This window comes from Flavonifractor sp. An9 (genome assembly GCF_002161245.1).
Lineage (GTDB): Bacteria > Bacillota > Clostridia > Oscillospirales > Oscillospiraceae > Flavonifractor > Flavonifractor avicola.
In genome coordinates this window covers 20,082-35,438 of the sequence record NZ_NFHC01000029.1, presented here as the reverse complement: position 1 = coordinate 35,438, position 15,357 = coordinate 20,082, and the positions used below count along the sequence as shown (strand labels likewise).

General features: G+C 61.2%; 14 protein-coding genes. 4 read left to right on the top strand and 10 right to left on the bottom strand.

Annotated features, from left to right (window positions below; all coding sequences use genetic code 11):
• A partial coding sequence (locus B5G40_RS14790) for an S-layer homology domain-containing protein (protein WP_143383438.1) occupies positions 1-498 on the top strand: 498 nt, incomplete at its 5' end.
• Between the two features lie 296 nt (positions 499-794).
• Here B5G40_RS14790 and B5G40_RS14785 read toward each other — a convergent pair.
• Together B5G40_RS14785 and B5G40_RS14780 are read right to left on the bottom strand one after the other, a co-directional pair.
• Entirely contained in the window at positions 795-1,214 is a 420-nt protein-coding gene (locus B5G40_RS14785) for a hypothetical protein (protein ID WP_242959453.1), read from the bottom strand.
• A 58-nt stretch (positions 1,215-1,272) separates the two neighbouring features.
• Positions 1,273-2,076, bottom strand: coding sequence for a DAPG hydrolase family protein (locus B5G40_RS14780; protein WP_087400358.1), 804 nt, complete (start codon positions 2,074-2,076; stop codon positions 1,273-1,275).
• Between the two features lie 242 nt (positions 2,077-2,318).
• Between B5G40_RS14780 and B5G40_RS14775 the strand changes: the two genes are divergently transcribed.
• On the top strand, positions 2,319-2,897 hold the full coding sequence (locus tag B5G40_RS14775) for a TetR/AcrR family transcriptional regulator (RefSeq protein WP_087400356.1): 579 nt from the start codon (positions 2,319-2,321) through the stop codon (positions 2,895-2,897).
• A 315-nt stretch (positions 2,898-3,212) separates the two neighbouring features.
• Here B5G40_RS14775 and B5G40_RS14770 read toward each other — a convergent pair whose 3' ends face one another.
• From B5G40_RS14770 to B5G40_RS14735, 8 genes are all read right to left on the bottom strand, one after another.
• Positions 3,213-4,040 carry an epoxyqueuosine reductase gene (locus tag B5G40_RS14770; protein WP_087400361.1) on the bottom strand — a complete coding sequence of 276 codons (828 nt, stop codon included), beginning with the start codon at positions 4,038-4,040 and terminating at the stop codon, positions 3,213-3,215.
• Complete coding sequence (murE, locus tag B5G40_RS14765) at positions 4,030-5,556, bottom strand: Mur ligase family protein (RefSeq protein WP_087400354.1); 1,527 nt, start codon at positions 5,554-5,556, stop codon at positions 4,030-4,032. The genes B5G40_RS14770 and murE overlap by 11 nt, the downstream gene beginning before the upstream one ends.
• A gap of 52 nt (positions 5,557-5,608) precedes the next feature.
• On the bottom strand, positions 5,609-6,313 hold the full coding sequence (locus tag B5G40_RS14760) for an aspartate/glutamate racemase family protein (RefSeq protein ID WP_087330727.1): 705 nt from the start codon (positions 6,311-6,313) through the stop codon (positions 5,609-5,611).
• On the bottom strand, positions 6,310-7,521 hold the full coding sequence (locus B5G40_RS14755; RefSeq protein ID WP_087330725.1) for an ATP-grasp domain-containing protein: 1,212 nt from the start codon (positions 7,519-7,521) through the stop codon (positions 6,310-6,312). Before B5G40_RS14755 ends, B5G40_RS14760 begins: the two co-directional genes overlap by 4 nt.
• Complete coding sequence (locus B5G40_RS14750; protein WP_087188449.1) at positions 7,508-7,720, bottom strand: hypothetical protein; 213 nt, start codon at positions 7,718-7,720, stop codon at positions 7,508-7,510. Before B5G40_RS14750 ends, B5G40_RS14755 begins: the two co-directional genes overlap by 14 nt.
• Before the next feature lie 78 nt (positions 7,721-7,798).
• Positions 7,799-10,033: a RelA/SpoT family protein gene (locus B5G40_RS14745; protein ID WP_087400352.1), complete on the bottom strand. Its 2,235-nt coding sequence runs from the start codon at positions 10,031-10,033 to the stop codon at positions 7,799-7,801.
• A gap of 39 nt (positions 10,034-10,072) precedes the next feature.
• Positions 10,073-12,139, bottom strand: a complete 2,067-nt coding sequence (recJ, locus tag B5G40_RS14740; protein WP_087400350.1) for a single-stranded-DNA-specific exonuclease RecJ — start codon at positions 12,137-12,139, stop codon at positions 10,073-10,075.
• A gap of 296 nt (positions 12,140-12,435) precedes the next feature.
• Positions 12,436-13,479: a M42 family metallopeptidase gene (locus B5G40_RS14735; protein ID WP_087400348.1), complete on the bottom strand. Its 1,044-nt coding sequence runs from the start codon at positions 13,477-13,479 to the stop codon at positions 12,436-12,438.
• Between the two features lie 67 nt (positions 13,480-13,546).
• Here B5G40_RS14735 and ybaK point away from each other — a divergent pair, with 67 nt between their 5' ends.
• Both ybaK and B5G40_RS14725 read left to right on the top strand, forming a co-directional pair.
• Positions 13,547-14,023 (top strand): Cys-tRNA(Pro) deacylase, encoded by a 477-nt coding sequence (gene ybaK / locus B5G40_RS14730; RefSeq protein ID WP_087330717.1) that lies wholly within the window; start codon positions 13,547-13,549, stop codon positions 14,021-14,023.
• A 395-nt stretch (positions 14,024-14,418) separates the two neighbouring features.
• A complete protein-coding gene (locus B5G40_RS14725; protein ID WP_087400346.1) occupies positions 14,419-15,264 on the top strand; it encodes a DUF4358 domain-containing protein in 846 nt (281 codons plus the stop codon).
• Positions 15,265-15,357: the final 93 nt, after the last annotated feature.

The following is a 15,357-nucleotide window of genomic DNA, read 5'->3' as shown; positions in this document are numbered from 1 at the left end:
GTCTACGACAACAAGCTGATGGACGGTACCTCCTCCACCACCTTCGCCCCCCTCATGACCACCAACCGGGCCATGGTCGTCACCATCCTGTGGCGGCTGGAGGGCCAGCCCGAGACCGATGCCACCCTGTCCTTCACCGACGTGGAGAGCGGCGTGTGGTACACCAACGCTGTGAACTGGGCTGCCTCCAAGGGCATTGTCAAGGGCTACAGCGACACTGTGTTTGCCCCCAACGACACCGTAACCCGCGAGCAGCTGGCTACCATTCTGTACCGCTATGCTGAGAGCAAGGGCTACGATGTGTCCGCCAAGGGCGACCTGACCACCTTCGCCGATGGCGCTAAGACCTCCTCCTGGGCCGCTGAGGCCATGGAGTGGGCGGTAGGCTCCAAGCTGCTGTCCGGCAAGGGCGGCAACGTTCTGGATCCCACCGGCACCGCCACCCGCGCGGAAGTGGCGCAGATCTTCATGAACTTTGCGCAGGGTCTGCAGAAGTAAAGATCCATGCCGGCAAGGGCGCGCTGCATCAGCAGCGCGCCCTTGTTGTTGCCAAGAACGTGGTCTGTCCCCCTCTGGACAAGATGTCCACCACTGAAGGAGACCGCTAACCCTGGGGCATTGGCGATACCATTCAGTCAGACAAGGCGGACCAGGCCACCCACAGCGGCTGCCCGCCTCCGGTATCGGAGCGGGCAGGCAAGCCGTTCCAACGTCTCCTCCGCCTGCCGGAGAGCTTTATGGACAAAAGCAGCCCCTCCGTACCGAACGGAGGGGCTGACGGTTATGTATGCAGTTCAGTCCCGGGTGCACAGCGCCTGGGCGCCCTTGATACACAGGGGGAAGAAGATCAGCGCGGTTATATAGGCCACCAGGAAGATAGCGGGCACTTTGGTGATCCAAAAACCAAAGAACCCCGTACCCAGCAGAAAGCCCACTTCACAGAACATCAGGATGGAGCTCATCAGCAGCACCAGCAGCAGCACGATGAAAAAGATCCGCACAAAGTATGCTCCGATACTTTCCATTTTCAGGTGAAAGGCCTTGACAAAGAAATTGCCAAAGGCAGGCAGGTCAATGAGCGTCTCCAGCGTCAGATTCAGGCAGAAACCGTAAACCATACCAACCACCAAGGCGGGAACATTCAGGTTATTGTTGACTGCCAGGTTGAAGATGGTCACCGCCAGGGTAATGAAAAAGGCCAGAAATACATTCATTACTACAGGAAAATCTTTTTTCTTACACATAATTCTTCTCCTTTTCCGTCTGTTCCGCTTACCAGCGGTCTTTCTCTTCGGCGTAGAGGGAGGGCAGGATGGCGGCCAGATGGCCGAATTCCTTCAGATTATGGGCAAACAGGCCCATGGGCACCACCGGGGGCACGCTGACGCCGTCGGGCAGCAGCTTGACCACCTGGCCGTCCACCAGGCCGTAGCCGATCCAGAAGCGGGAACGCAGCTCGATCCCGCCTTCGATCTCCCTAACCATGTGGGTCATGATGGCGGCCACACCCTGGCCGGGTACCGGTCCATGGCCGTTGGCGCACATCATAGTGGCGCAGGCGGGGGTACCAACTTTGGACTCGTCGTATCCCAGCTCATGGGGATAGCGGAAGTTCAGGATCAGCTCGTCGGGACCGCCTCCTATGTCCTCCAATACATGGTGAACGGTGCCCCAAGTTTTTTCCCGCATAGGCACGCTGGGGTCCAGCACCTTGTCCGGATTCTGCTGACGGGCGTAGAAGTGGTCCTCCGGGTCCCAGATGCGGTAGCGCATATCGTTCAGGCCGTGCCAGGCAAACCACCACTCAAACATCTCAGGAGTGACGCCGGGCATCTCAGTGCGGTTGGCCAGATAGCCGGTACCGTTTGGCATCACACAGTAACCGGTCTCACAGGGCAGATAGCCAGGCAGGAACAAATCGTTGCGATCCTCAATCTTCAGGGCCAGAGAGGGATCAATAGGGCCGCCCTCCAAGATGGCAAGTTTCTCCTGGGGAATGGGAGTAATGGGCAGATCATAGTACTTGGCGTAAGACAGCGCCCGCTCCTCCGGGGTAAGAACAGGTCTTTGGCTCATAACAACTCCTCCTTTTTCTGTTTGTTCTGTGTGAAAAAGATAGCATAAACTACCTCTATTTATACACATCACACAAAAATCTACCGTACAGTAACTGAACAAACGGAGGCAAAGTGTCCATTCCCCTCCGATTTTTTGTTGCAATTTTATTCTTGGTCAAATATAATAATAATTTAAGCAAAGTACCCCCTATTTTGCAGCAGATCCGCAAACCTTCTTTGATTTCTAATGAGAGGCAGTTGATGGATATGCCCCCCCGCAGGACGCTGAACCGCCAGCACACTATTCAGGATATTGAATCCGCCTTTCTGGAAATTTACCAGCGGGACGGTATCGACGGCGTAAGCATTGCCGGCATCTGCCAAGTATGCGGTATAGCCCGCTCCACTTTTTACCTTTATTTTGAGGATAAATTTGCAGTATTGCAGGGTGTGGAGGACCGGCTGCTCTCCGCCCTGTGGGAAATCTGCCGTAATCTGCCCGACATCATGGACCACAGCAGCGCCACCGACACCGCCCTGCGCACCATTACGCATATCCGGGAAAACCTAGACTGGTACCGGGTCCTGCTGAGCAACCGCGGAGATCCTATGTTTGTGTACCGCTGGAAAAAAGACATTGTGAAGAGCCTCCGCCGCAAGCTGGAGCAGCGCAACGTCAACGAGCTGGATGCGGTGATCCAGGGCGTGATGTTCTCCTCCGCCCTGATTGGACTATATACCCATATCACCATGGAATGCCCCGATATCCCCGATCAAACCCTGTGCCGCTATATGGACGACCTGCTGGCCCGCAGTCTGAAGCCCATTTCACCCCGATAATAACAATCCCCCCGCTCCGGAACTTCCGGAGCGGGGGGATTTAGTCTATCGATAAAATGTATTTCTGCGATTTTTGCTGCAGGAGCCTCGCAGAGTTCCGCCGTCCGCAGAGGACGGAAATGGGTCAAAATTGTGTTTTCCGGCGGCGTGTACGTCGGAAAACACCCTTCTCAGGCCGCAAGTGTGTGGCCCTTGGGGCCATGCGCGCGGCGGCCTGCATTCCCTCTCAAAAATGCTTGCATTTTTGAGAAGCGTGTCGAAAAACTTCGACACACTGAGTCCCCCCGCTCCGGAACTTCCGGAGCGGGGGGATTGTTACATACTCTTTTTCAATTCCAGGTTGCGCCGCAGGGGGGCGGGCCCACGCCAGGCAAAGGCCCGGCCGCCATACTGCTCCCGAAAGCTCCGGTTGGTCTGTCCCTCCAGATCGGCCCCGTCCAGCACATCCACCAGTCCCTCCCGGAACTCGGGTAAAGGAGACAACTCGGGAGAGGCGTTATAAGGACACGCCTGCTGACAGCAGTCGCACCCCCAGATCAGGGGATGGGCCTTCACCAGCGCCTCCTCCTCCCCAGTCAGTTCTCCTTTCTTCTGGGTCAGGCCGGACAGGCAGCGGGACAGATTTACCCCATCTTCTCCCAGGGCGCCGCCGGGACAGGCGGCCAGGCACTTGCCGCAGCCCACGCAATCGAGGGAGGCCGTACGGGGCTCCAGGTCCAGCGCCACGTCAGTGAGTATGGTACCCAGGAACACATAGCTGCCGTAGGGGGGTAAAATCACCAGCCCGTTCTTCCCCCGCAGGCCGATACCGCATCGCCAGGCAGCCTGCCGTTCCGGCAGGGGGGAATTGTCGGCAGCGGGCAAAAAGACCCCATTTTCGTATTTTTCTCTCAAAATATCACAGATCGTATTCAGCTTTTCGGTGACCACCTGATGATAATCCCGCCCACGGGCGTAGAGAGACAGGTTGCCAGGCCGGTCCCCGGCGTAGTAGGGGAAGGCAGCCACCAGCACGGTACGGGGGTTGGGACACAGCGCCGTCGCCTTTTCCACCGCCGCCTCTGTCATATCCGCCGCCAGTTCTGAAAACGGCAAGCCGCCCCAGGCGGCGGCGCCCGCGGCGGCAAAAGCCTCATTCAGCATGGTCACGGTCGTACTTGTCCAAAGCCTGCCGGGCCAGCACTCCGTCGGGGATACAGGGCTCGGGGCCGTTCTTCCGCTTCTGGGCCTCCTCGCAGCCCTTGCCCGCCAGCAGCACCACGGCGGGACGCTGGGCCTCCAGGATGGCGGCCTCCACAGCCTGCTCCCGGTCGGGGATGACGGTGTAGTCCTTATTCCACCGCTTGAGGAACACGCCGATGTCGGCGCAGATGTCCTCCACCTCCTCGGGGCCGGGGTCGTCCTCGGTGAGGATGATCCGGTGGGCCCACTCACCGGCGGCGTTGCCCATGCCCTCCCGGCGGTCGATGCCCTTGCCGCCGGTGCAGCCGAAGAGGACCGTCAGCTGGCGATCGGGGTACTCCGCCCGGACGGACCGCAGGGCGTTCTGCAAACTCATGCCGTTGTGGGAATAGTCCACAATGACCGAGATCTGGTTGTCGGCGCTGACATAGTGCTCCATGCGGCCGGGGACGAAGGCCTTCTCCAGGCCCTCCTCCACCGCCTCCCGGGAGATGCCGTAGGCCTCGGCCACCGCCACGGCGGCCAGGGCGTTCTCCACGTTAAACAGGCCGGGGGTGGAGATGGCCATCTCCCCTTCATACCGGGGGGTGCGGACGTGGAAGGCGATCTTGTTCCCCTCCTTGCGGACGTTGGTGCCGTACACCACGGCGGCGGGGTCCTTCTGGGAGAAGGTAATGATCTTCTCACACCGGGCGGCAGCCTGGGCCACCTCAGGGGCGTGATCGCAGTCCATGGAAATACAGGCGGTTTTCGCCTGCCGGAAAATCAACAGTTTGGATTGGAGATAGTCCTCCAGATCGGGGTGCTCTACCGGGGAGATGTGGTCCTCGCCGATGTTGAGGAACACGGCGCAGGACAGGTCCACCCCGATGACCCGGCCATACTTCAGAGCCTGAGAGGACACCTCCATGGTGAGGTAGTCTGCCCCGGCGGTGACAGCATTGGACAGGTGGCGCTGGAGATCCAGGGGCTCCGGGGTGGTCAGCTTGGCGGGCTTGCGCTCCAGGCCGTCGTCGGTGACGATGGTGGAGAGCAGGGCGCTCTCCCGGTGGCCCTGGGCAGCCAGCCAGGTGTCCACGATGGACTTGATATAGTAGGCCGTGGTGGTCTTGCCCTTGGTGCCGGTGATGCCGGTGATGGTCAGCTTACCGGAGGGGTGGCCGTAGGCCAGATCGGCCAGCAGACCCATGGCCTGCCGGATGTCGGTCACCCGCAGGCAGGGCAGGGGCACGTTGGGATAGGGAGTCTCGCTGACATACACGAAGGCCCCCTTGTCCATGGCCTGGCGCAGGTAGTCCTCCTTGAACTTGGCCCCTTTGCAAATAAAGAGGGTGCGGGGGATCACCACCTGGGAGTCACAGGACACCAGAGCCACGGGGGCAGTCAGATCAGCGGGGATGGGTCCCTTGTCGGACAGCAGGTCATGGCGCAGCAGCAGCTGCACATAGTCGCCCAGAGGGCGGCGGAAATCGGTCATAGTCATTCACCACCAGAAACTGATCGGGCCGATGTCTCCATCGGCCCATTGCTTATACCATCCGCAGCTTGTAGCCGCAGGCGGTGATACACCGCTGAGCCAGCACGTCCATGGCGTCCAGATAGTGGTCGGGCAGGCCGTGATAGGTGCGGTAGACAGACAGCTCGGTGCAGCCCAGAATGGCGCTGTCGCACCCGGCCTGATGGAGCCAGCGGTCAATGACGGCGAATTTCTCCCGGGAGCCCTTTTCCCCCCGCTTGATCTCGTCGTAGATAATGCTCATCACCAGCTTCTGGACCTCCTCCGGCGGGGAGACGGCCTCAATGCCCCGGGCGGTACACTCCTTCTGGTACACACCGGTGCGGATGGTGCCGTCGGTGCCCAGGATGCCCACCTTGCGCCGCCCCTCCTCCGCCAGCACTCCCACGGTCTCCCGGGGCATATGGATGAGGGGAATGGAGATATCCCCCTGGAGCCGGTCGGCAAAGTAGTGGGAGGTGTTGCAGGGAATGGACAGCACGGTGCAGCCACCCCCCTCCAGCAGACGGGCACCCGCCAGCAGCCGCTGGTAGCAGCCCTCCGCATCGCCCCCCAGAATGGCGGCGGTGCGGTCGGGCATGGAGGTGTCGCTCCAGATCAGGGTAGGCAGGTGCTCCTGGTCTTTGGCCGCGTCGGTACGGTCCAGAATCCGCTGATAAAAGTCCTGGGTGGCCTGGGGCCCCATGCCGCCCAAGATCCCCAATCTCTGTTCACTCATCGGACTTTCTCCATACAAGAGGCATACCAGCCCACATACCGCTTCTGACCCTTCATAATGCGCAGGGTACGCACCAGGCCGTTGTCCGGCTTGTAGAACAGTGGGTTGACCACGGCGCCCGCCTTCTCCAGGGCCTTCATCTCCTCGTGGTACTTGGGATTCACATAGTCGTAGGCCACCTTGGGGGGAATGACCCACCACAGATGGCGGTTTTTCGTGATGGTCAGCTCACAGTCCTTGCCCAGCACCCGGTCCTCCACCAGGTACTTGGCCAGGTTGTAGCCCGCGCCGGTGACATAGTAGTTAGACCGGCCCTGGCGGCAGTTGATCTCAAAGGCCTTGAACTTGCCGTCCCGCTGGTCGTACTTGATGTCGAAGTTGGAGAAACCGGTAAATTTAATGGCCTCCAGGAAGCCCTTCAGCTTCTCGCACAGCTCAGGCTCAGGCTCGGTGATGATGACGGCATGGTTGCCGATGGCGTGGGCGGTGTGCTCCTCCAGCAGGACGTGGCCCACGCACATGAGGCGCACCTTGCCGTCGGCGCCGGAGTAGTTGGTGACCACCCGCATATAGCTGTCGTCACCGGGGATAAAGTCCTGGATGATGAGGGAGTCCTCATATCCGGCGTTGTAGATGTCGTCGATGACCTGGTCCACCTCTTCCCGGGTCTGGAGGACGTAGGCCTTCTTCTGGGTGGGGAAGGGATGCTTCCAGTAGGTGTCCGACTCGGCGGGCTTGACCACAAAGGGGCCCTCGAAGGGCAGGGTAAAGCCGTGGCCCTCTCCCTTGTGGTAGACGTAGGTGGCCGGATGGTCGATGCCGTACTGGTCGCACAGGTCGTAGAACTTCTCCTTGTGGATCAGGGTCTCCAGCATGGACAGGTCCACATAGGGCGCGATGACGTTTTCCGGGTAGTTGGGCAGGTTGGCGGAGATGGAGTTGAGGTAGTTGTCTCCGCAGCCCAGCACCAGGATCTTCTTGTCCGGGTGCTCTTTGGCCACCTCGGTGACGTTCTCCAGCACCTTGTCCACCCGGTCGTTGTGCTCCCGCACCCGGTAGTCGATGATCTTGCTGCCGGCGCACACGCTGGCGGGGAACATTCCATACACCACGGAATGTACGCCGTAGGCCTCATGGAAGGCCCGGGCCATGCTGTAGGCGTTGATGTCCGAGCCTAACAGCACGGGCACAAATTCAGTTGCAGCCATTATAAAATGCCTCCTGGAAGGTAATTTCATACCAATGTTCGCCCATGGGAATAACCTGGGCGCAATAATGTCCCGCCACATAGGCGGCCTGGGCCTCGGTGAGCCGCAGCTCCCGCCGGAGCAGCTCTCCGCCCGCAAAGCACTGGGAGATCAGCCGGTCCAGGGTCTCGTTTTCTTGCAGTATCTCTCTCTGAATCATCATTCGTTCTCCTCAACAAGAGAAAAGGCAGTGGTCGTACCGCAGGGGCGACCCTTGTGGCAGCCCCTAGATTATTTTTTATCCTGCGGCGCGTTTCACCTGGTACACGCCCTGGATCTGACCCAGCTTGTTGATGACGGCGGTAAGCTCGGTGTGGTTCTTGACCTCCAGCACAATGCTGACGGTGGCGTAGCCGTCGGGCATGGACCGGGCGGACAGGCTGGTGGTCTTGGCCTTCATGGTGGACAGGGCCATGGCCACATCGAGAGTCAGGCCGTCCCGATCCTTGGCGGCGATCTCCAGGGAGGTGCGGTAGGTGGCCAGCTCCCCGGTGGCCCAGGATACCTTGATCCAGCGGCCCTCCTCCTCCGGCTTGCGCTTTTCAGGGGCGGCGTTGGGGCAGTCCGCCCGGTGAACAGAGACGCCGAAGCCCCGGGTAATGAAACCCACCACCGGGTCGCCGGGGACGGGGGTACAGCACTTGGCGAACTTCACCAGGCAGTTGTCGATGCCCTCCACAATGATGCCGCTCTGATCCTGCTTGCCGGTCTTGACGGGCACGGTGGGCTGGTTGCTGGTGGCGGGATAAATGGCATTCTGCTGCTGGGCCGTCTTTTCGGCGGCAGCCGCCTGCTCGGCGTGGAGCCGGTTGAGCCGGGTCATCTCGTCCTTGACCCGCACCACCGCCTTCTGGGCGGACATACCGCCGTAGCCGATGGCGGCATACAGCTCATCCAGGGTGCCGAAGCGCACCTTTTTCAAAATAAAGGGCAGCACATCCTCGGCGGTGATGGCAGTCAGAGACAAGCCCACGTGCTTGAGCTCCGACTCAAAGGAGGCCCGGCCGGTGGCGATGTTCTCCTCCCGCCGCTCCTTCTTAAACCACTGGCGGATTTTATTGCGGGCCTCGTTGGACTTACAGATCTTCATCCAGTCCCGGCTGGGGCCGTGGGCCGACTTGGAGGTGATGACCTCCACGATGTCGCCGTTTTTCAGGGGGGTATCGAAAGTGACCATACGTCCGTTGACCTTGGCTCCCGTCATGTGGTTGCCCACGGCGGAGTGGATGTTGTAGGCAAAGTCGATGGGGGTAGCCCCGGCGGGCAGGTTGATCACGTCACCCCGGGGGGTGAACACGAACACCTCGTCGGAGAACAGATCCACCCGCATGGTGCGGACAAACTCCTCGGCGTCCACGTCCTGCTGGCTCTCCAGCAGCTTGCGCACCCACTCAAAGGCCTCCTCGGTGCCCAGCTTGGTGTTGGCCATGCCCTGCTTGTACTTCCAGTGGGCGGCGATGCCGTATTCGGCGGTATGGTGCATCTCCCAGGTGCGGATCTGCACCTCGAAGGGGATGCCGTCCCGGCCAATGACGGTGGTATGAAGGGACTGGTAGCCGTTTGGCTTGGGCGTGCCGATGTAGTCCTTGAACCGGCCCAGCACCGGGTTAAAGAGATCGTGAATGACGCCCAGCACATTGTAGCACTCCGGGATGTCATCTACAATGACCCGGAAGGCATAGAGATCAAAAATCTCATCCATGGTCTTGTTCTGGGTATACATCTTCCGGTAGATGGAGTAGGCGTGCTTCACCCGGCCGTAGATGGTGCAGTGGATGCCCTCGGCGTCCAGCCGCTCCTGGATGCGCCGCTGGACGGTGGCCAAAAACTCCTCGTGGGCGGCAGAGCGGGCGGCCAGCTCGTCAGAGATCTCTTTGTAGCCCACCGGGTCCAGGTAGCGCAGGGAGGTATCCTCCAGTTCCCACTTGATGCGCTGCATACCTAAGCGATGGGCGATGGGGGCGTAGATCTCCATGGTCTCCAGGGCCTTCTCCTTCTGCTTCTTGGGAGACTGGTATTCCATGGTGCGCATATTGTGAAGCCGGTCGCAGATTTTAATCAGGATCACCCGGATGTCCTTGGCCATGGCCATGAGCATCTTGCGCAGGTTCTCCATCTGCTCCTCTTCCTTGGAGGTATACTGCACCCGGGTCAGTTTGGTAACGCCCTCCACCAGGTCGGCCACCACCGTCCCGAAGAGCTTGGCGATCTCCTCGTGGGTGGAACCGGTGTCCTCGATACAGTCGTGGAGCAGGGCGGCAATGATGGAGTCGGTATCCAGCTCCAGCTCGGCTACGATCTCGGCCACCGCCAGGGGATGGGTGATATAGGGCGATCCATCCTTGCGCAGCTGCCCGGAGTGGGCATTGTCCGCATAGGTGAACGCGCTGAACAGGCGCTGGGTATCCAGCGCCGGGTTATAGGTTTTAATCTTGTCCTCAAGAGCCTGATAACGCTCCAGGATGGGGTCCATACAGGGCACCTCCTGTCGAAATAAAAATGAAAGGGAAATTTATCCGCTCATGCCCCGCAGCCGGCGCATGATCCAGCTGTCATCCAGATCCACCTTGCCCTCCACCGTCCGCAGGGCGATGTGGAGGTGGTCGGTGGTATGCTCCAGCTGGATGAGTCCCCGCTCGTCAAAGACCTCCAGACATACCAGAGTACGCATGACGGTCTCCCGCCGTCCGGCGGAGCGGGCGATGTTGCGGGCAAGCCGGTGGGCGGTCTCCTCCAGAGGGGACTGTCCGGCATGGCCCTTCAAATAGCGCCAGAGAACCACGAACTCCTCTCTGGTGGGCAGCAGGGCGGCCGCCTCCCGGCGGGTCAGTTCCTCGCCCCGGCGGAATTTTTCAAAGAGGGCCCGCTCGGCCTGGGCCCGGGTCAGGGCAGAACGCAGGTCACACACCTGGAACTGGACCGAGCGCCACCCCCGGTACTCATTGACCTGGGGGGTAAAGGCCACATCCACCCGGTCTCCCTGGGCCACCCCCATCTCGGCGGCGGTGGCGGAGAAGAAAATAGCGTCAAAGCTGCGGCCGCCGGAGGCCAGCTTCAGCTTCAGATGCCGGCCGCCCCCCACCTCGCTGAGGGCGGTGATGAGGCAGCCAGACAGGGAGAACACCGGCTTGGGGTTGCCCGAGCCATAGGGCTCCAGCAGGTCCAGGCCCTCCACCCCCTCCAGGGTAAGGATACCCACATCGTCCACCGGACAATCCACATCCAGGGTGGACACCATCTCGGCGCCGCCGGTGCACTGGCGGACGTAATCGTTCATGGCTGCGGTGAAGGCGGGGATGTTCTCCTCCAGAATGGTAAAGCCCGCCGCCAGCTCATGGCCGCCGAAACCCTCCAGCAGGGGGGCGCAGTGCTCCAGGGCGGCAAACAGGTTGAATCCGCCGAAGGACCGGCAGGAGCCTTTGCCCTTGCCGTCCTGGAGGCAGATCATAAAGGCGGGGCAGGAGTATTTCTCCGCCAGGCGGGAGGCCACAATGCCCACCACCCCCTGGTGCCAGTGGTCGCCGGCCAGCACCAGAGCATAGCGCTCCTCCGGCGGCAGGGCCTCGGCCAGCTCCTGGCACTCGGCGGAAATCTGGGCCTCAATGGTCTGCCGCTCCCGGTTGAGCTCGCACAGCTGGATGGCCAGTTCCTCTCCCCGGGCGGGATCGGCGGTGAGCAGCAGCTCGGCGGCCAGGGAGGCGCACCCCATCCGGCCCGAGGCGTTGAGCCGCGGGGCCAGGGTGTAGCCGATGGCCACCGAGTTAAGGGGCCGCTCCTCCAGGCCCGCCTGCCGCAGCAGGGCCTTCAGGCCGGGACGGCCGGTGTGGCGCAGGGCCTCCAGCCCCAGGCGCACAATGGTGCGGTTCTCCCCGGTGAGGCTCATCACGTCGGCCACCGTACCGATGGCCGCCAGATCGGCATACCGGCTCAGCAGTTCCTCCTGCCGGGGCTTCCCACCCAAGGCCAGCACCAGCTTGAGGGCCACCCCCACGCCGGCCAGACATTTAAAGGGATAGGGGCAGTCGGCCTGGTGGGGGTCCACCACCGCCAGCGCAGCGGGCAGTTCCTCCTTGCACTCGTGGTGGTCGGTGATCACCAGATCCATACCCAGACGGGTGGCGTAGCGGGCCTCCTCCACGGCGGTAATGCCGCAGTCCACCGTCACCACCAGACTCACTCCCGCCTGGTGGAGGGTGTCCAGGGCGTCGGTGTTCAGGCCGTAGCCCTCCTCCATCCGGTCGGGGATGTAGGGGATCACATCTCCCCCCTCCCGCCGGAGGAAATCGGTGAGCAGGCTGGTGGAGGTGATGCCGTCCACGTCATAGTCGCCGTAGACCGCAATGGTCTCCCCCGCCGCCAGAGCCCGGGCCACCCGGGCGGCTGCCCGGTCCATATCCTTCATCAGCAGGGGGTCCTGAAGCTGACCCCGTCCCGCGTCCAGAAAGGCACGGGCCTTCTCCGGGGTATCCATCCCCCGGGCGCACAGGGTCATGGCCGCCAGAGTGGGCAGTCCCGCCCGCTCCAGAGCGGCCACCGCGGCCGGATCGCTGGCCGCCTGATTCCATTGTTTATATTTCATGGGCGGCCACCGTCCTTTCCCATTAAAATTACCCTTTATTATATCAAATGCCTTTCCCTGTGACAAGGGCTTGGAAAAAAACGGCGGGCGGCCCACAAGGCCGCCCGCCTGTTTTCTCAGCCCAGCTCCAGATACAGGCTCACCAAATCAATGGTAGCTTTCATGCCGTCAAAATGAGTCCGCGCCCCACGGGACTACAGTTCCGCGGGGACCCCGTTTATTTTCATTTATCGCCCGGCAGAAATGAATTCTACCGGGCTCCCGCCTTCGGCGGAGATGGAGCGGACTTCTTTTTTTCAGCCCAGCTCCAGGTACAGGCTCACCAGATCAATGGTGGCTTTCATGCCGTCAAAATGAGTCCGCTCCATACCGTGGGAGGCGTGGACGCCGGGACCGATGAGGGCGCCCTTGGCGTCCATGCCGGTCTTCCAGGCCACCGCCACGTCAGAGCCGTAGTGGGGATAGATATCCACCGCGTAATCCACACCGTTGGCCTTGGCCAGCTCCACCAGGCGGCTCACCATCTCATAGTCATAGGGGCCGTTGTTGTCCTTGGCGCAGATGGACACCTGATACTCGGTGCAGCTCAGATCGTCACCCACACAGCCCATATCCACCGCCAGCAGCTCGTCCACCTGGGGCAGGGTGGCGCCGCCGTGGCCCACCTCCTCATGGACGGTGAAGCACACCTCGGTGTCGTACCGGGGGCGTACCTTGGCAAAGTGCATCAGCCGCAGCAGCACCAGCAGGCAGGCAGCGCTGCCCTTGTCGTCGATGAACCGGGACTTGAGGAAGCCGCTCTCGGTGACGGTGGTCTTGGGATCAATGCACACATAATCCCCGGGGCAGATGCCCAGGGCCTCCACGTCCGCCTTGCTCCTCACCTTCTCGTCGATGCGCACCGCCAGGTTCTTTTCATCCCGGGGCCGGGTGGCGGCGTCGTCAAAGACGTGGGCGGCGGGGGACAGGGACAGGATGGTACCGGTGTACACCTTGCCGTCCCGGGTATAGATGCGGCAGTATTCGCCGTCCAGGGTGGGCAGGATGGGGCCGCCCACCTTGGTGGTCATCAGCATTCCGTCGGCGGTGATGGAACGCACCATCAGCCCCAGGGTGTCGATGTGGGCGCACAGGCCGATCTTCTTGCCCTTCTCCCGGCCGGGCACCGACACGATGAGATTGCCCTTGTTGGTGCGGCGGGTCACATAGCTGTGGTCCTGGGCGATCTGCTCCGCTTCCCGCACCACATTCTGGGTAAAGCCGCTGGGGCTATCAATGGACAAAAGCCGCTGGGCGATGTTCAGCAGCTGCCCACGGCTTCCTAAGGTATCCAACAACATTTGCATCCGCTCCTCGGTTGTAGTAAGATGTCTCTATCTTATACCAAACCACGGGAGCGATGCAACCATGTCCGAAGAAAAGACCAACGTAATGCGGGTACTGGATCAGAAGAAGGTGCCCTATACCCCCCACCACTACGCCCACCCCGATGGGGCGGTGGACGGCGCCAGCGTGGCCGCCCTCATTGACAAGGACCCGGCCAGCGTGTGCAAGACTCTGGTGACCCAGGGGGCCAGCAAGAAATATTATGTGTTCGTCATCCCGGTGCTGAAGGAGCTGGACCTGAAGGCCGCCGCCAAGGCGGTGGGGGAGAAATCCATCGAGATGATCAAGCAGGCCCAGCTGCTCCCCCTCACCGGCTACGTCCACGGCGGCTGCTCCCCGGTGGGCATGAAGAAGCAGTTCCCCACCGTCTTTGACCAGAGCGTGGAGGGCCTGGACACCATCACCGTCAGCGCCGGGAAGATCGGCGCCCAGGTGGAGGTAGCCCCGGCAGCCCTGGCCGGACTGGTGCGGGGCCGGTTCGCTCCGGTGGCGAAATAAAACTTTATGCGCCAAGAGTATACCACGAAAACAAGCAAAGGCTGTGGCGCATGAAGTTTATGCGCATATGGGCCGTCCCGGCCCATGCGCTTTGATTTCATGGCCGTGCCGCTGAAAGCGGCACATGGGCCTGTTGCAAAATAGCTGTTTTGCACAAACCTGTCATTGCGAGCCAGTGCGCACACTGGCGTGGCAATCCGTTTCCCCGGCAAAAGGGACGGATTCCCACGAAAAACGGCCGCCCGGTGGGCGGCCGTTTTTCTCGGAATGACGGGTCTTTGTACGAGCTGCACATTTTGCAACAGACCCATAAAATTTTTCCTCTTTTGGGGGAACCTTTTTCAAAAAGCCCCGTCTATCCTTGTGACAACAAACTTGCAAGGAGGACCTTACCGATGAAAAAATTCGGCGCTGCCGCACTGGCCCTGACTCTGGCCGGTTCCATGACTCTCCCCGCCCTGGCTGTGGAGACCCCCGTGCTCATCTCCGCCAAGGTGGGCTACACCACTTCCATCACCCTCAACGGTGAGAAGCTGGACACCGCCGCTCTGCCTGCCGCCTCCGACTCCATGCTGCCCCTGCGCCTGGTGGCCGAGTCCGACCACGGCAACGCGTTCTGGGACCAGGAGGGCAATGAGGCCTGGTTCACCTTCGGCCAGGACCGGATCACCGTCCACTTCGCCGACAACACCATTCTGGTGAACGATGAACAGGTGAAGGCCCAGGCTGAAGTCACCGCCGGCGTAACCTATGTGCCGGCCAGCGTACTGGCCATGCTGGACGGCTACACCGTCACCTGGGCCGACCCCACCGCTGAGAGCTTTGGCGCCGTGGACATCACCACCCCCAACAACGACCCCATGGTCAAGCTGGCCTACTCCATCATGGAGAACAGCGAGATGTTCGGCTCCCGCACCTATGAGGATATGCTCTCCGATGCCTACAAGATCCCCGTGGACCAGTTTGAGCAGATCGTGGCCTTCTTCCCCATGATCACCAGCCCCGACACCGTCATCATCGGCAAGCTGGCTGAGAACGCCGATGAGAAGGCGGTCACCGATGCCCTGGAGGCCTACCGTCAGAGCCAGGAGGACACCTTCTCCTGGTACCTGTCCCAGCACCTGCCCAAGGTTCAGGACGCCCGCACCGTGATTGAGGACGGCTATGTGTTCTTCTTCATCGGTGAGAACGCCGATCAGGCCGAGCAGATGTTCCGCGACTTCGTGGCTGCTCAGGGCTGAACCTTCCAACCGCGAAACAAGGTCCCGGCTATGGCCGGGACCTTGTTTTTTGCACCGGCAGCGACTATAATGTGGAAAAAAGGAGGGATCCCC